General features: G+C 48.2%; 16 protein-coding genes, 1 tRNA gene and 1 pseudogene. 7 read left to right on the forward strand and 11 right to left on the reverse strand.

The window, feature by feature from the left end; genetic code table 11:
* Nucleotides 1–38: 38 nt before the first annotated feature.
* Entirely contained in the window at nt 39–677 is a 639-nt protein-coding gene (locus SYN_RS15165; protein ID WP_148202499.1) for a hypothetical protein, read from the reverse strand.
* 484 nt (nt 678–1,161) lie between these two features.
* On the opposite strand from SYN_RS15165, the gene SYN_RS16230 reads away from it, so the two are divergent.
* The 3 genes from SYN_RS16230 to SYN_RS05515 all read left to right on the forward strand — a co-directional run bounded on the left by SYN_RS16230 (nt 1,162) and on the right by SYN_RS05515 (nt 1,814).
* Nucleotides 1,162–1,317 (forward strand): hypothetical protein, encoded by a 156-nt coding sequence (locus SYN_RS16230; protein WP_158302932.1) that lies wholly within the window; start codon nt 1,162–1,164, stop codon nt 1,315–1,317.
* On the forward strand, nt 1,298–1,549 hold the full coding sequence (locus SYN_RS05510; RefSeq protein WP_158302933.1) for a VRR-NUC domain-containing protein: 252 nt from the start codon (nt 1,298–1,300) through the stop codon (nt 1,547–1,549). The genes SYN_RS16230 and SYN_RS05510 overlap by 20 nt, the downstream gene beginning before the upstream one ends.
* A 79-nt stretch (nt 1,550–1,628) precedes the next feature.
* Complete coding sequence (locus tag SYN_RS05515; protein WP_011417077.1) at nt 1,629–1,814, forward strand: hypothetical protein; 186 nt, start codon at nt 1,629–1,631, stop codon at nt 1,812–1,814.
* Nucleotides 1,815–1,851: 37 nt separating this feature from the next.
* Here the strand turns inward: SYN_RS05515 and SYN_RS05520 are convergent, their stop codons facing one another.
* Nucleotides 1,852–2,079: a helix-turn-helix domain-containing protein gene (locus tag SYN_RS05520; protein ID WP_041584773.1), complete on the reverse strand. Its 228-nt coding sequence runs from the start codon at nt 2,077–2,079 to the stop codon at nt 1,852–1,854.
* 258 nt (nt 2,080–2,337) lie between these two features.
* On the opposite strand from SYN_RS05520, the gene SYN_RS05525 reads away from it, so the two are divergent.
* Nucleotides 2,338–3,147, forward strand: a complete 810-nt coding sequence (locus SYN_RS05525; protein WP_148202500.1) for a tyrosine-type recombinase/integrase — start codon at nt 2,338–2,340, stop codon at nt 3,145–3,147.
* A 64-nt stretch (nt 3,148–3,211) separates the two neighbouring features.
* Here the strand turns inward: SYN_RS05525 and SYN_RS05530 are convergent.
* The 4 genes and pseudogenes from SYN_RS05530 to SYN_RS05545 all read right to left on the reverse strand — a co-directional run bounded on the left by SYN_RS05530 (nt 3,212) and on the right by SYN_RS05545 (nt 7,429).
* Nucleotides 3,212–3,287: transfer RNA gene (locus SYN_RS05530), tRNA-Lys, on the reverse strand.
* A 63-nt stretch (nt 3,288–3,350) separates the two neighbouring features.
* Nucleotides 3,351–4,649 (reverse strand): adenylosuccinate synthase, encoded by a 1,299-nt coding sequence (locus SYN_RS05535; RefSeq protein WP_041584774.1) that lies wholly within the window; start codon nt 4,647–4,649, stop codon nt 3,351–3,353.
* Nucleotides 4,650–4,702: 53 nt separating this feature from the next.
* A complete protein-coding gene (serA, locus tag SYN_RS05540) occupies nt 4,703–6,286 on the reverse strand; it encodes a phosphoglycerate dehydrogenase (RefSeq protein ID WP_011417081.1) in 1,584 nt (527 codons plus the stop codon).
* Nucleotides 6,287–6,314: 28 nt separating this feature from the next.
* Nucleotides 6,315–7,429: pseudogene (locus SYN_RS05545) on the reverse strand (phosphoserine transaminase).
* A 163-nt stretch (nt 7,430–7,592) separates the two neighbouring features.
* On the opposite strand from SYN_RS05545, the gene radA reads away from it, so the two are divergent.
* Both radA and SYN_RS05555 read left to right on the forward strand, forming a co-directional pair.
* Nucleotides 7,593–8,954, forward strand: coding sequence for a DNA repair protein RadA (gene radA, locus SYN_RS05550; protein WP_041584775.1), 1,362 nt, complete (start codon nt 7,593–7,595; stop codon nt 8,952–8,954).
* 140 nt (nt 8,955–9,094) lie between these two features.
* Nucleotides 9,095–9,805 (forward strand): response regulator, encoded by a 711-nt coding sequence (locus tag SYN_RS05555; RefSeq protein WP_041585429.1) that lies wholly within the window; start codon nt 9,095–9,097, stop codon nt 9,803–9,805.
* On the opposite strand, the gene SYN_RS05560 is transcribed toward SYN_RS05555, so the two are convergent.
* Nucleotides 9,781–10,002, reverse strand: a complete 222-nt coding sequence (locus SYN_RS05560; protein ID WP_148202501.1) for a hypothetical protein — start codon at nt 10,000–10,002, stop codon at nt 9,781–9,783. The genes SYN_RS05555 and SYN_RS05560 overlap by 25 nt on opposite strands.
* A gap of 220 nt (nt 10,003–10,222) precedes the next feature.
* Between SYN_RS05560 and ald the strand changes: the two genes are divergently transcribed.
* Nucleotides 10,223–11,332, forward strand: a complete 1,110-nt coding sequence (gene ald / locus SYN_RS05565) for an alanine dehydrogenase (protein ID WP_041584776.1) — start codon at nt 10,223–10,225, stop codon at nt 11,330–11,332.
* Between the two features lie 54 nt (nt 11,333–11,386).
* Here ald and SYN_RS05570 read toward each other — a convergent pair whose 3' ends face one another.
* The 4 genes from SYN_RS05570 to SYN_RS05590 form a co-directional block, all read right to left on the reverse strand.
* Complete coding sequence (locus SYN_RS05570; RefSeq protein WP_041584777.1) at nt 11,387–12,043, reverse strand: hypothetical protein; 657 nt, start codon at nt 12,041–12,043, stop codon at nt 11,387–11,389.
* Between the two features lie 167 nt (nt 12,044–12,210).
* Nucleotides 12,211–13,614 (reverse strand): methyl-accepting chemotaxis protein, encoded by a 1,404-nt coding sequence (locus SYN_RS15170; RefSeq protein WP_011417088.1) that lies wholly within the window; start codon nt 13,612–13,614, stop codon nt 12,211–12,213.
* Between the two features lie 631 nt (nt 13,615–14,245).
* A complete protein-coding gene (locus tag SYN_RS05585) occupies nt 14,246–14,710 on the reverse strand; it encodes a chemotaxis protein CheW (RefSeq protein WP_202943596.1) in 465 nt (154 codons plus the stop codon).
* Nucleotides 14,711–15,094: 384 nt separating this feature from the next.
* The gene (locus SYN_RS05590) at nt 15,095–15,478 is read right to left on the reverse strand and encodes a response regulator (RefSeq protein WP_041584779.1); all 384 of its coding nucleotides are present in this window, start codon (nt 15,476–15,478) and stop codon (nt 15,095–15,097) included.
* Nucleotides 15,479–15,503 lie beyond the last annotated feature (25 nt).

Genomic DNA, 15,503 nt, shown 5'->3' on the forward strand with positions numbered 1-15,503 from the left:
CGTTAAGATGACATACTCTTTTACGTTCGTTGATAATTTCATAGTTTTACATTTTTAGGGATATTGCTGTTTTCCCGGTCGTGAAAAACTAGCAATTCTCCTATTTTATTTTGTAATTGAAGCGGGGTAGTTATAGTTGGGGCGTATCTCTGCCCCTGGACGGAGACGGCGTAACGGATCGTTGCCAACAGTTTGTTATAACCGAACCTCTTGATCATCGAGGAGAGTGCGCTGCGCTGCGTCCGATTACCATAGTTGATTAACGGATTAATGGGTCCAAATTCCTTTAAAAGAGAATTAATCTCATTACCCGGTCCCGCGACGTCAGTCGCAATATATTTAGAGTCAGAGTCTAAATCAGAGTCAGAGTCAGAGTCAGAGTCAGAGTCAGAGTCTAATGCGGATATCCCTTGAAGGGGTATGGATAGGGTATCTGTTTTTTGCTTATGTAACGGTTTATCTGTCATTTTCTTAATTTTTTCCACAATTTGACAAGGTATTTCTTTTGTGGCGTTTTCAATTCCGATTTTTACTTTGCTGCTTCCTCTTGCGTTCTGATGCTTTTGAAAATTCACGATACACACCCATCCATCGACATAGAAAACCTTATTGTCTTTTTCAAACCTCTTTATGAGCTTCGGCAGCATTTCTTTGTCAATGCCGGTTTCTTGCGCCATCCGTACTAACGGCAATTCGTATATTCCGCAAATGTTGGTGTGTTCGTTTGTTAGGAAGTAAAGGAACAAATATCTTTCCAGCGGATCGAGGTTGACAATCCACGAGTCAGACCAAAGCTTGGTATTGATATACCTTTGTTTAGCCATATTGTTGTGACAAACTAAAGGCGTGGGGCCGCCTGTGTAAATTAAAAAATCCGTTGAGGAATATTACCAGACAAAGGCTTTCGCGGGCCTTGCCAAGGAGGCGGTAATATTCCTTAACGGACATTTAATTTTGCGAAATTTTTTGTCGTTATATTCAGTTGTAAATAGCCGTTGCCGAGGAATCGAACCCCGGTTAAACCAATCAACGGTCACCGGAAAAATTATGAAGAAAACCGGTGAAGCAATTACGGCACCGCACGTGCCTTAAAAGCTTAAAGAACAATCTGCACTCCCATGCTTGTATTTACATGATACACCTTTAGAGGAAACTGGTCAAATGCTTGTATTTATTAATGATTATTGTATAATTTCTTTAGAGGGAATTATAAGCAATAAAGTTATCAACAATGCGGGAAAGCGCCATCCTAACCGCCATCTGCCAATATCTTCAATACCAGGAGAACCTGGGGCAGTTGGTTTTTATCAGAAATAATTCGGGCGCGTTCATCAATCCGAAAGGTCAATTCTACAAAATGGGCAGGCCGGGCAGTCCGGATCTGCTTATTTTTTTAAAAAATGGCCGCTGCGCGCACATCGAGGTCAAGAATGAAAAAGGCAAGCAGAACGAGGCGCAGAAAGAATACGAGCAGGCCGTGACCGATCTCGGGCATGATTATCATGTAGTTAGAAGCGTCGAGCAAGTCGAACAGCTGTTAAATTCCTAAATCTTCCCATATCTTCCGTAGCAAATTCAACAACATCCAAATATCCTACCTCTTAAATAAACTTTAGGAGGTAAAGGAAATGAGCAGCTGGGGTGAAATTTTTTTAGAGCAGGCGTTTGGAATTACTAACGGAAAGAAGAAAAAAAAGAAGTATCACCATCCTAAACCGAACAAGTACGGCGCAAAGGAGGGCGACACGGTTATCTTTGACGAAAGAGGCAGGCTTTACATGGTGATCGACAAACGCGGAAAGATAACGAGATAAAAAAGCCCCGGAGCATTCGTCCGGGGCAAAAGGTTGATTAGTCAAGTCCGTGGCGGCTCATTCGGTCGCCCGGCTTGCTAATCGGCTTGGGTCTTTGGGCTTTGGCTTTCAGGCCGTCCATCAGAATATCCCTGTCAATCATCCATATTCCGCCGAGCTTAAAACTCCCAGGCAATTCGCCCTTATTCAGAAGTTTGTAAACTTGTTTCAGGCAGATTCTCAATAATGACGACACTTCTGACGGACTAAGGAATTGGCTTGTCATTCGACGCTCCTTTTCCTCACTCCTCCTAAACTCCAAAATTTTTTCTCAAAGATCCTTACCTAATTGAGATTTAATTTAAATAACCGCTCTTTTTAAAAATATCAAGGAGGTGATTAAGTGGGCCAGTATTCAAGAAAACTAAAGCGCGGCGTCCGTTGGTATTATTCAGGCCAATATCTTGGGCAGAAATATTTTAGCAGAGCAATATATCTGACAAAACAGGAAGCGAAGAGGGCGGAAAGGGAAACGATTGCAGAGATGGACCAAAAAGCCCGCCAGCCCGGCGAAGTGCTGCTAAAAGACCTGATTGAAGAACGGCTTGACATTATTCTGCACAAGAAATCAAAAGTTTATTACCGCGAGAACCGGCTTTACATGAAAAAACTTCTCGATGCCGTTGGTAATATCCCGATTCAGGACATTACCAGGCAGCAGATACACAAGGTCTTGATTGATTATTCGAAAGATTTGCGAAAGAGGGGAAAGACAGACCATAAGGCTAATGCCATGATCAGATGTTTTAAAGCCCTTTTCAATTACGGCATCAGTCTTTACGAGCTAAATATGAAGAATCCGGTCAAGGGAATCCAGTTTTTCAGCGTTGACATCAATCTGAAATACATTCCGACCGATGAGGATATTTTAGCCGTTAAAGAGGGACTGACCGAGGAGCAGAAATTTTTGATCGATTTCTGCCAGCAGACCGGCTGTAGGATCAATGAAGCTTTGAGGCTCAAGGGAAGCGATATCGGGGACAATTACATTGTCCTCTATACCCGGAAAGCCAGGAATTCGAATCTCACGCCTAGGAAGATCCCGAAGCCGCCTTGCCTTGCCGGCTATAAACCGAAAAAAGAAAGGGTTTTCTCAGAGTGGTCCAACGTCCCAAGGTTTTTGGAAAAGCGGGTAAAAAAACTCGATATGAAATACTGGACATGGCACAACCTGCGTCACAAATATGCCAGCGAGCTCTCGAAGCGGAATGTGCCGCTGTTCGAGATCATGAACCTGCTTGGCCACTCCAATATGAAAACCACCCAAATTTATCTCCAGCTAATTGGATTTTAGCCATTCTTTAGCCGGAAAAACAAAACGGACATTCAAGAATGATCTTAAATGTCCGTTTTTATTATGGTGGGCCGTATGGGACTTGAACCCACGGCCAACGGATTAAAAATCCGCTGCTCTACCGACTGAGCTAACGGCCCTTGTAATTTAATGAAGGTTTGCCCTATTAACAGCAAGAATCTTTTGTTGTCAAGCAGAAACTGCTAACTCGAAAAGGGATTCTTCAAGACGATAGTTTCTTCCCGCCCTGCACCGACGGAAACCAGAATAACCGGTACACCAGTCAGGGATTCCAGCCTTTCAAGATATCGCCTCGCGTTTGAAGGCAGGTCGTCCATCTGGCGGGCTCCCCGAATGTCTTCCGTCCATCCTGCCATTTCCTCATAAACCGGCTGACACTGTTGCAGAATGCGCGGATTGGGAGGGACAGATTCCGGATAAAGATCATTTCCCGACTGATATCCCACGCAAAGCTTCAAGGTTTTCAAACCGGTCAGTACATCCAGTTTCGTAATGGCAAGGCCTGTAATTCCGGAGACCCGTACAGCATGTCTGACCAGAACCATGTCCAGCCACCCGCATCGCCGCCTTCTTCCCGTCGTTGCCCCGAATTCCTGTCCCACCCGCTGCAGGCGATCGCCGATTTCATCGTTCAATTCAGTGAGGAAGGGGCCTTCACCCACCCGGGTCGTGTAGGCTTTACAGATACCGATGACCTCGTTCAGGGAAGAGGGACCAATACCCGTTCCGCATGAAGCGTTGCCTGCCACCGTACTGGATGACGTAACAAACGGATATGTGCCATGTTCGATATCGAGATGACATCCCTGGGCTCCTTCAAAGAGGATCGGCTTTCCTAACTTCATTTCCCGTTCGAGGATCAGGGAAGTGTCTGCTGCATAGGAACGTATCTTTTCGGCATAATTCTGATATTCATCAAAGATTTCCTGTTCCTGAACAGGCGGTTCGCCGAAAAGACTGGTTAGAGTGAAATTCTTTTCTTCAACATTTAACGCCAGTTTTTCCCGAAACAGGGTCTCATCCAGAAGATCACAAATACGGATGCCTACCCGCGAAATCTTGTCCTCATAAGCTGGACCGATGCCGCGGCCCGTTGTTCCTATTTTCACTCCCGAACGACGGGTTTCGCGGGCGAGATCCAACTGCCGGTGATAGGGCATGATGACATGGGCCTTTTCACTGACAAACAATCGGGTGTCGGGAGGAAAGAGTCCTCTGCCCTTCAGGCTTTCTATTTCCTGGATAAGAACCAGGGGGTCAACTACGACCCCGTTGCCGATGATGCAAACCTTGTGATTGTGGAGTATTCCGGAGGGAATCAGATGAAGAATCGTCTGCTCGCCTTTGACGACTAGCGTGTGCCCGGCATTGTTTCCACCTTGAAATCTCGCAATGACCTTAGCGTCTTCTGCATAGCGGTCAACAATTTTTCCCTTCCCCTCGTCACCCCACTGGGTTCCCACAACGACAACATTGGCCATAAGGAAAATTCTCCTAAACAATCTGTTTTGCTGCTTGTAATGACTTATCTACCTTACATATCCAGTTCCTGGACGGAAATAACGTTCGGCGTCTCTTTCAGCTTTTTCAGCAGTTGTGCGTCAACCGGCGTATCGGTGCTGAAAACGACCATGGCCTTCTGTTCGGCCTGCAGCCGACTCCAGTGCATTCTGGCGATGTTGATATTCGCCGATCCGATCGCTGTGCCGATATTGCCGATCACTCCCGGTTTGTCATGGTTGTACAGCATCAGCAGATGTCCTTCGGGGATGACATCGACGGTAAACTGATTGATCCGGACGATCCTCGGATCCCGGCGTCCGAACAACGCGCCTGCCGTTATGGATTCTCCCTCGGACGTTTTCAGGGTCAGGGTGATCATGCTTCGGTAATCCCCTTCCGCACTGCTTCTGGATTCCTTCACATTGATGCCCCGTTCCTTTGCAATGACCGGCGCATTGATATAATTGACATTCTCATTCAGGATGGGGGTAAGAAGACCTTTAAGCAGAGCAATCGTAATCGGGGCGACATCATATTTCAGAATTTCGCCACTGTATTCGATATTGATTTCCTCGATTCCGCCGGAAACAATTTGGGCCTGAAATTTTCCCAGCTTTTCGGCCAGAGCGAGATAGGGGGTGATCGCTGCCATTAGATCCGCACTGACAGCCGGGAAGTTGACGGCATAGCGGATTTCACCCTTCAGGAGATAGTCCACCATCTGTTCTGCAATGGCGACGGCGACAGTGGTCTGAGCTTCATCCGTGGAGGCGCCAAGGTGGGGCGTGCAGATAACGTTGTCCAGTGAGATCAAATCTATATTCTTTGTCGGTTCCTCTTCGAAAACGTCAAGGGCCGCTCCGGCGACCTGGCCAGATACGAGGGCGTCGTAAAGATCTTTTTCATTGACGATTCCGCCACGGGCGCAGTTGATGACGAAAACGCCTTTCTTCATTTTGGCGAAGGCCGCGGCATTGATCATTCCCGTGGTTTCTTTGTTCTTCGGGGTATGAACGGAGATGAAATCGGCGCTCCCATAGATCTCATCCAGGGAAGCCAGCGTGATCCCCATCTTTTCCGCGGCTTCCTGTGAGATGAATGGATCATAGGCGATGACATTCATCTTCAATCCCTTCGCACGATCGGCCACAACGCTGCCGATACGGCCTATGCCGATGATTCCCAGGGTTTTGTTACAGTATTCATTGCCCATAAACCGGCTCTTTTCCCATTTGCCGGCCTTCATGGATGCCGTAGCCTGAGGAATTTTCCGTGCCAGCGACAACATCATGGCAATGGCATGCTCTCCGGTAGTTACCGTGTTTCCGCCGGGGGTGTTCATGACCACGATGCCCTTCTTGCTGGCGGCTTCGACATCAATGTTGTCAACACCGGCTCCGGCACGGCCGATGACGGTAAGCTTGTCTGCCGAATCAAGGATTTCCTTTGTGATCTTACTGGCGCTGCGAACGACAAGACCATCGTAGCTGGCGACCAGTTCCTTCAACTCTTCAGGGGTGTGTTTCGTGATGACATCCACTTCGATCCCCGGTGTCTTCCTGAATACTTCAATGCCTTCAGAGGCCATGCTGTCGCTTACGAGAACTCGTATCATTGATTGCTCCTTCGCTTTTACAGGGTTTTTATTTTTTCATTGTAGACTTTTTCCAGCTCTTCCAGGGCGTTCTTAATGCTGGCTTCCTCGATGGTCGGTCCACACCAGAAGCGGTAGCCCGGAGGGGCGTCCTTGTAAGAATTGATATCATGGGCCACGCCGCGTTTGCTTAATTCGCTGCTGATCCCCTTGAGGAACTTGGCCTGATCATCCTTGGAGAGGGCCTTGACTTTTTCGCTGACGACGGAAAGGCATACGGAGGTATTGGAGCGGATCTCCTTCGAGGTTGCAAGAAAATCGATCCACGGGGTACGGACGACCCAGTCTTCGACGACTTTCAAATTTGCCAGGCTTTTCTTGTAGAGATTTTCCAGACCGATTCCGTCGGCCCATTGAAGGGCGTCCAGATAATCCTCCACACAGAGCATGGAGGGGGTATTGATCGTATCTCCCTCAAAAATTCCCTTGTTCACCTTGCCGCTTTTCTTCATGCGGAAGATTTTCGGCATGGGCCAGGGGGGATCATAGGATTCGATGCGGGCTACCGCTCGGGGGCTCAGAATCAGCATGCCGTGAGCCGCTTCGCCGCCTAGGCATTTCTGCCAGGAGTAGGTGAGCACATCGATTTTGGACCAGTCGATTTCCATGGCGAAAACGGCGCTTGTCGCATCGCAGATGGAAAGACCTTCCCGGTTGTCCGGGACCCAGTCCCAGTTGGGTACTTTCACGCCGCTGGTCGTTCCATTGGCGACAAAGACCACGTCATTGGACCAGTCAATGGAGTTCAGGTCGGGAATAGAACCATAATCCGCCTTCAGAATCGTCGGATTCAATTTGAGCTGCTTGCTGATATCCGTAGCCCATCCATCGCTGAAACTTTCCCATACAAGGACGGTGACCGGCCTGGGACCAAGGACGGACCACATCGCGGCTTCAAAGGCTCCCGTGTCTGAAGCGGGTAATATGCCTACGAGATAGTCTTCGGGGATGTTCAGAATTCGTTTTGACTCCGAAATTGCCTTGGCGAGTCTATCCTTTCCCAGCCTGAGCGGTGGGAGCGCCGACAGGGGCATCCTTCAAGGCTTCAAGGTTCCAATCGGGTCTTTTGCTGCAGGGGCCTGAACTGAAATTTGGATTATGCATAAAAACCTTTCCTCTCTTCTTTTGTAAAATTCGCGCGCACTATATCAATATTGTTTTCAATACTCAAGAAATTTGCGACGATGATTTTTATGTTTTGATGTTGACTAAGGCGTTAATCTACCTTATGTTTCGACCATTCTTGTTGAAGACGGAGAGATGGATTTTGAAAAAGAACAGGACAGCCTTTTTCTGTCGGAACTGTGGTTATGAATCGCCGAAGTGGCTGGGTAAATGTCCCGCCTGCAACGAATGGAATGCCTTCATCGAAGAAGAGGCGACAACGATCGGCGCAGATTCCGGATACGGAACCCTGCAGATGAATGAGAACCCCTTGTCCATTGACACCATCGAAGCGAATGAAAAAGAACGCGTCAAAACGGATATCCTGGAAATGGATCGAGTTCTTGGCGGAGGAATTGTGGAAGGGTCCGCCGTACTGGTCGGTGGTGATCCTGGCATCGGAAAGTCGACCCTGCTCCTGCAGATGCTGCAGAAACTGGCGGAAAAAGGGCGGAATGTCCTTTATGTTTCCGGAGAGGAGTCCGCGAGGCAGATCAAGCTGAGGGGTATGAGAATCGGGGCTGAATCGAAAAATCTACTCGTTCTGGTGGAAACGTCGTTAGAAAATATACTCCAACACCTAAAAACTCTTAAACCGGACGTGGCCGTCATCGATTCCATCCAGACGGTGTTTTCCACCAGTATGGGGTCCGCACCGGGAAGTGTGGGACAGGTCAGGGAGACGGCGGGTCGACTGATCCATTTTGCAAAAAAAACCGGGGTGTCCATTTTTCTCGTCGGTCATGTAACCAAAGAAGGTTCCATTGCCGGTCCGAAAGTACTTGAGCATATGGTGGACACCGTTCTTTATTTCGAAGGGGATTCCGGGCATGCCTACCGGATCATCCGCGGCATGAAAAACCGATTCGGGCCGAGCAATGAAATCGGGGTCTTTGAAATGAGAGACAGCGGCCTGGTGGAAGTTCTCAATCCTTCGACGTTTTTCCTTTCCGAACGTCCGGAAGCCGCCTCAGGATCTGTCGTCGTTCCAAGCATGGAAGGCACCCGCCCGATTCTTGTGGAGATTCAGTCGCTGGTCAGTCCTTCTCCGCTGGGGACGCCGAGAAGGACCAGCATAGGCGTTGATTCCAACCGGGTATCCCTGCTGGTTGCCGTTCTTGATCGCGTCTGCGGGCTGCATCTGAGTTCAAATGATATCTTTCTGAATGTGGCCGGAGGAATCCGGGTGGATGAGCCGGCGGCAGATCTCGGGATTGTGGCGGCCATGGCCTCCAGTTTTCTGGAGAGGCCGATCGATCCGGGAACGGTTATCTTCGGAGAAGTTGGGTTGACGGGTGAAGTTCGAGGGATTTCCCAGATGATCGTACGGATTCGGGAGGCGGCGCGTATGGGATTTAATCGATGTCTTCTTCCACGCACCCTTTCTCAGGAGATTACCGAACTGTCCGGGATAGAGCTCTGCCGTGTCGGGAGCCTGGGAGAGTTGCTGGAGAATCTGTTTTAATTCCAATTCCAGGTCAGAGACGAGACCAAGGCGGCAACGCTGAGACGACTAAGTCGTCCACAGGGTGAACTGAATGGAGTCGATAACGAAGATATCGAGGAGAACGCCTCAATATGGAAGGCGGAACAAAGGAGGATTTCATGCCCACAGGACAGAAGCGCATCCTGGTTGTGGATGACGAAAAGGATATCGTGGAACTCCTGACCTTTAATCTGGAAAAGGAAGGCTTTGCCGTCACGCAGGCTTTCGATGGAGAAGAGGCGTTAAAAACAATCCGGACCAATAAGCCGGATCTTGTGATTCTCGATCTGATGCTGCCCGGCGTTTCAGGACTGGATATCTGTCGGCAGGTACGCCGCAACGAGGAGACAGAAACCCTTCCTGTTATCATGCTAACTGCGAAAGGCGAGCCGCTGGACAAGGTCGTTGGTCTGGAAATCGGGGCTGATGATTACATCACCAAACCGTTCAACGTGCGGGAACTGGTGGCGCGGGTGAGAGCCGTGCTGCGCCGGTCCAGTCAGCGGCCGAAGGAAGCTTCGGAAGGGACATTCACATTTCAGGGGCTTCATGTGGATTATCGAACCTACCAGGTTTCTGTGGACGGGAAAAAGATTGAACTGGGACCGACGGAGATCAAACTGCTGCGGTGCCTTACCCGCCAGCCCGGGAGGGTCTTCAGCCGGGATCAGTTGCTCGATGCCGTCTGGGGAGAGGAGGCCTTCGTAGAGCCCAGGACGGTTGATGTCCATATCAGCCGCCTGCGAGCGGATATTGAACAGGATAAAGAAAAACCGAAATATATACTGACCGTCCGGGGGATCGGCTACAAATTCGCCGATGGTTCCTGATCCAGGAAATACCCTTCAATTTCTTCTGGCTCCCACAAGGTCCGCGTTAAGCCGCAACCCTTGAACAGTATGGTCACCAGTTTTCCGTCCCGAGTACCGAACAGCGGCTCATCAGGGTATTGGACAATAAAGGGCTTGCCATTGACGGTGAGCGTCCGATCCACAAAGTCCAGCCTGTCCGTATTTTTCAGTCTCATGTTGAATCTCCCCAAAAAGTTAGCGGGATATTTACCTCCTTATCTATATTTTGGCAAGTGAAAGGGTGCAAAGCAGATCTCTTTATCCCTCATTATCCCTTTGACACGCCTTGAAACCTGTGGCAGTAACATACCCTGCTTGGTTTTCCTCAGGGCAGCGGCTGCCTTTTCACCGTATGAACGGAAGGGAAAACGGAATGAACGATTGAAGAGAGGCTCTATGCTGATTGGAGTTCCGAAAGAAATCAAGGATCATGAATACCGCGTTGCCTTGACGCCGGGAAGTGTCGGGACGCTTGTCCGGGCGGGTCACAAAATTCTTGTGCAGTCTGGAGCAGGGGAAGGCAGTGGATTTCCCGATGATGAGTATCGTTCATCGGGAGCCATTCTTTTTCCGGAAGCCGCCGACATATGGGAAGGGGCCGGGATGGTCATGAAAGTGAAGGAGCCTCAGCCATCAGAGTATATCTATCTGAGGAATGATCTGATCCTTTTTACTTACCTCCATCTGGCCGCTGAACCGGACCTGACCCGTGTGCTTCTGGATTCCGGAACGGCTGCCATCGGTTACGAGACAGTTCAGTTGGATAATGGAACGCTGCCCCTGCTCATGCCCATGTCGGAAGTTGCCGGCCGGATGTCTGCTCAGATTGTTGCTCACTATCTGGAGAAAGAAAACGGGGGGCGTGGAAAGCTTCTCGGTGGGGTGCCCGGCGTTCGTCCTGCGGATGTGGTGATCCTCGGTGGAGGAATTGTCGGGAGCAACGCGGCCAAAATCGCGTTGGGAATGGGTGCACATGTAACCATCATCGACACCAGTTCGGACCGCCTCCGGTATCTGGATGAGGTGCTTCACGGCAATCTGACGACTCTCGGTTCCAATGTGCAGAATATCGCTGATTCCGTCAATCGCGCCGACGGACTGGTTGGAAGCGTTCTCATCCCAGGGGCTAAGACTCCGAAACTCGTCAGCCGGGAAATGGTGGCCGCGATGAAGCCGGGAAGCGTCATTGTGGATGTTGCCATCGATCAGGGAGGCTGCGTGGAAACGGCCAGACCGACAAAGCACAGCGATCCCGTTTATATTGTGGATGAGGTGATCCACTATTGTGTGACCAACATGCCCGGCGCCGTCCCGCGAACATCTACCTATGCACTGAACAATGCGACTCTTCCTTATGCGTTGAAAATTGCAGGATCAGGTCTGATGGATGCTCTTAAAGCAGATATCTCCCTTGTCCGGGGCGTCAATACGCTGGGAGGCCGTCTGGCCAGCCGTCCTGTCGCAGAGGCTCATGGTCTGGAGTATATCCCCCTTTTCAGGCGGTGAGCTGAAAAGCCGGGACATTAATCGGAATGACGGGGGGATTTACAAATGCATATTTTAAGTGACGATTAAAGAATTTTTCAATTTATTTTCCGTCATGACCAATTCTTCCATTGAAGACTTGGATTCTTTTGACGCGATCGTAATATCATTCAGCGCTTTTTCAATATCAGAAAGCGTATTCTGCATGGCCTCAACGACAACTTCGAATGCTTTTCCCGTCTCTCCGGCTCGGGCAGCCTCAATACGGGCATTCATGGTCACGATGCGCATGGATCGCAGAACAGATTCAATATTGTGAATCGAAATATCAATATATTCGCCTGAAGACTGAAGCGATGATGTCAGCCGGTTGAATTCAAAAGTTAGATTTTCCAGGATTTCCATACGTTGTGTGTTTTGAATCTCTATAAAATCACACATGATTTTTGCGGCAATGGAGGACATGAAATGCTGATGCGGTTTAAGATTGTCAAAAATCTTTTTTACGACGCCTTCATTACCTGTTAATTCAATGATAATATCCGCATCCTTCTGACTGATCATGGCAACGGCATCGTTAGTCGTGGGAATTTTCAGCTCTTTTGCTTTCAGAATTCCCGGTGCGTTTTCATTAATATCGGCTATGCCGATAATATGAATATAGTCGATATTAAGAAAATACTGCATAAGAGTTAAAGAAGCATTACCTCCGCCTACGAAAATAACATTCATGTTTTCCTCCATCATCGGTGTATATGTTTCAAGTGGCGATCAGAGAAGGTATCAGGGCGGCACGGCAGAGGCTTCGCCTTCATATAAAAGACTTACATTGAGGAGCCAATAACGAATCCGACGAAGAGCACGGACTTTTTCCGGCCCTGAGAACTGTTATTTTTTAATCAGCCTAAAACCGATATAAGCTCATTGATGTGGTGCTGGATTTCTATAGCTTTCTGATTAAGTATTTTGGAAGCGTCGGCTGATTCTTCGGCATGAGCTGCCGCTTCCTGGGTCGCCTTGTCCATTGCCGCGACAGCATGATTAATCTGAGCTATTCCCTGTGCCTGTTCTTCAGAGGCGGTTGTGATTTCATCGACAATCTGTGCAATTTGAACGGAAATCTCAACATTGTCCTGAAAAGCTTCCTGTGTTGCTTTTGTTAATTCGTTGCCGTTGCTTACGGCCTGCATGGTATTGGCAATCAGCTTACTGGTATTTTTTGCGGCATCGGCGGACCGTGTGGCCAGATTTCTCACCTCTTCGGCAACAACGGCAAACCCTGCACCTGCTTCACCGGCACGAGCCGCTTCAACTGCCGCATTAAGAGCCAGAAGGTTCGTCTGAAATGCAATTTCATCAATTGTTTTGATGATTTTTCCCGTCTCCTCGCTGGATTTGTTGATTTCATTGATTGCTTGGGTCATTTCATCCATATGAGAGTTCACTTTTTCGACTATTCTCTGTGTTTTTCCCATCATAGCTCTGGCCTGTTTCGCATGATCCGAATTGTTCCGGGTCATTGACGACATTTCTTCCAGGGACGAGGAGGTTTCTTCCAGGGACGAAGCCTGGGCTGCAGTTCCATCCGCGACGTTCTGACTTGAAGAAGAAACCAGGCCGGAGGCGGTTGCAACCTCTTCGACGAAGGAATGCAGTTCTTGAGCGATTCGATTAACCGGTCGAGTCACGGATATGCTTAATAGAATCGCAATGGCAATGCCTATGGCGACCATAATCAGGGTAAAGAAAAAAAGAGTCGTGTTGAAGGCGGTCATTTTATTTTCTACATAATGTTTCTGAACACCTACAAACCACATGCCGATCGTCTTTCCATTTTTGTCTTTAATGGGAGAATATTTTGTCTCACACACCTTACCGACGACCACAGCCTTACCTATAAAATCAGTGCCTTTTTTAAGCACCTTTTCTTCCACTTCAGAAGCGACCTTTGTGCCTACCGCTCTTTTCCCGTCGGGTTTTAAAACGTTTGTTGCGATGCGAATATCTCCCAGAAAGATGGTTGCGGCTGAACCGGTTCTTTCCTTGATCATGTCAACAAGCCTGGTATCGCCATTGATTAATTGCTTTCCTTTATATAGCTTTCCCTCTGCAACGTTCCAGTCTCCCGGATAAAACTGATCAAGAAGCTCATAACCCAAGGCATGGTCAGAGGCCAGCTTTTCGTCCATCATAAGACTGGTCACCTGAGTATTTACGAAACAATAGACGGCGATTCCGAATGCAATGAGCAAAGAAACGAATGTCAAAATCAGCTTGTGCTTCATCGTCAAATTCATACTCATGAACTTCTCTTCCTCCTTCGAGAATATTATTAATGCTGAATCCGGCCATGCCGCCTGTGCCGGCGGGTATCATTTTTACATTGCAATATGAATCTCGTGAAGTTTCAGCTATTTTTTCTTCTGAAGCATCAGACCGTTATAATAATCCCGCCATCCTATCGGAAGAGCGAGCATTGTTTCTTAATAAGGAATGTAAGTATAACTGTCCTGAAGCCTGGGGAAGCATAGGCAGATATATCCTGTAAAGAGGTTAGACAGGATCATGTAAGCATAGTCGTGACTGAAGAGCATGCTTCTAACTGTTCGTTTTAAAAATTCCGGGAGATTTTTCTTTCCCATCACAATCTCTGCATGTCTTAAAATCATTCAATATGTCACTCAAAACAACAGTGCCTTGACCTTCTCTTGGCAACATATACCCTCTTTAAAACAAGGTAAAATCAGTGTCCTTTATTTGTACTTCGGAATTCTGAGCATCGTTTATGCCGACTTATCTAAATGGGAGTTCATGCAGAGGGTCAGCATGGGGAGCATGAAGCAACCAGGATATCTTTTGGTACCGGAGCTGATCGTCCGGATTGCAGTCCACTAAATTTCCCTGACCATGCAGAGCATGTTGTCATAAGCTTTTTTACTGCACCAGTGAGGCCATTTCATCCGCACTCATAACACGATCGATATCCAGCAAAATCTTAACGCCGCCACCCACCTTGGCCATGCCGAGAATATAGTCCGTATCCAGACGATTGCCGAAACTCGGGGTTTCTTCAATATCGGCGGATTTGATGTTCAGCACTTCTGAGACGGAGTCTACGACAATTCCCATGGGAATCGTTTTGACCGAGCCCGCAATTTCCACAACAATAATACAGGTTCTTTCAGTATACTCCATGGGATCCATGCCGAACTTTCGGCGCAAATCGACTACTGGAATAACTTTCCCTCGGAGATTGATAACGCCTTTGACATAGGGAGGCGTTTGAGGAACGGTTGTAATCGGCATCATGCCTATTATTTCTTTGACTTTCAGAATACTGATGCCGTATTCCTCGCCGGCCAGAGTAAAGGTCAGATACTTGCCATCACGGTCAGACATCGTGTTGACATCTTGTGTCATTGTTTCTTCGATTGCTGCGGGCACAGATGATTTCCTCCTTGTTTATGATGTCAGTGCTGCTGTCCTGCTGTTATTTTTCATGTGGCTGAGTTGACGGACTGCAGACTTTAAAAAGTTAAGCTGTGGATTACATAGCAATCATGAAGTGTGCCACTGGTATCCCCTTATGGCATTTCCGAGCTGTTTGATAAGTCAATAAAAAATCAAGCGGCGGATGCAAAAACGGTCCGCACGACAAAAGCAGGGTAATGAATATAGCCGACATGCTTTTCCTGGTATGAGCAATGGCAGAATAGGCAAATCTTAGACAATCTGGAAGAGATTCAGTGAAGGATAGGAGTCGTAAACGCTGACTTATTCAACCTAGTGTCGTTTCCATCGGTCGAGTTTCTTGAAGGACTCCTGGACCGTTAACGCAATAAGATCCATGTCCAGCGGTTTGACAAAATAATCGTCGAACCCGGCGCCCCGACATTCTTCAATATCAAAAAGGGCAGCCCACCCGGTAATGGCATGAATGATGGCCAGGGGAGTTGTCTGACGGATCTGACGACATAAGGCAATGCCGTTCATTCCGAACAACTTAAGGTCCAGGAAGATCACCTGAATGGCATTGTTTTTCAGGATTTGCAAAGCTTCAGGAGCATTCCCGGCGGTATGGACGTCATAAAGTGATTCAGAGAAAAGATTCAGGAACAGATATCGTATGGTTTCTTCATCATCGACAACCAGAATTTCCCTCTTCATGCCGTTTTTCCTCTTGGGAAGGATG

Source organism: Syntrophus aciditrophicus SB (assembly GCF_000013405.1).
In the GTDB taxonomy this organism is placed as follows: Bacteria; Desulfobacterota; Syntrophia; order Syntrophales; family Syntrophaceae; genus Syntrophus; species Syntrophus aciditrophicus.

Excerpts from the sequence above, each read along its gene's own strand:
- SYN_RS15165 (WP_148202499.1), bottom strand. The coding sequence starts at position 677 with ATGGCGCAAGAAACCGGCATTGACAAAGAAATGCTGCCGAAGCTCATA.
- SYN_RS16230 (WP_158302932.1), top strand. The coding sequence starts at position 1,162 with ATGCTTGTATTTATTAATGATTATTGTATAATTTCTTTAGAGGGAATT.
- SYN_RS05515 (WP_011417077.1), top strand. The coding sequence starts at position 1,629 with ATGAGCAGCTGGGGTGAAATTTTTTTAGAGCAGGCGTTTGGAATTACT.
- SYN_RS05520 (WP_041584773.1), bottom strand. The coding sequence starts at position 2,079 with ATGACAAGCCAATTCCTTAGTCCGTCAGAAGTGTCGTCATTATTGAGA.
- SYN_RS05525 (WP_148202500.1), top strand. The coding sequence starts at position 2,338 with ATGGACCAAAAAGCCCGCCAGCCCGGCGAAGTGCTGCTAAAAGACCTG.
- SYN_RS05535 (WP_041584774.1), bottom strand. The coding sequence starts at position 4,649 with ATGGCCAATGTTGTCGTTGTGGGAACCCAGTGGGGTGACGAGGGGAAG.
- serA (WP_011417081.1), bottom strand. The coding sequence starts at position 6,286 with ATGATACGAGTTCTCGTAAGCGACAGCATGGCCTCTGAAGGCATTGAA.
- SYN_RS05555 (WP_041585429.1), top strand. The coding sequence starts at position 9,095 with ATGCCCACAGGACAGAAGCGCATCCTGGTTGTGGATGACGAAAAGGAT.
- SYN_RS05560 (WP_148202501.1), bottom strand. The coding sequence starts at position 10,002 with ATGAGACTGAAAAATACGGACAGGCTGGACTTTGTGGATCGGACGCTC.
- ald (WP_041584776.1), top strand. The coding sequence starts at position 10,223 with ATGCTGATTGGAGTTCCGAAAGAAATCAAGGATCATGAATACCGCGTT.
- SYN_RS05570 (WP_041584777.1), bottom strand. The coding sequence starts at position 12,043 with ATGAATGTTATTTTCGTAGGCGGAGGTAATGCTTCTTTAACTCTTATG.
- SYN_RS15170 (WP_011417088.1), bottom strand. The coding sequence starts at position 13,614 with ATGAGTATGAATTTGACGATGAAGCACAAGCTGATTTTGACATTCGTT.
- SYN_RS05585 (WP_202943596.1), bottom strand. The coding sequence starts at position 14,710 with ATGTCTGACCGTGATGGCAAGTATCTGACCTTTACTCTGGCCGGCGAG.
- SYN_RS05590 (WP_041584779.1), bottom strand. The coding sequence starts at position 15,478 with ATGAAGAGGGAAATTCTGGTTGTCGATGATGAAGAAACCATACGATAT.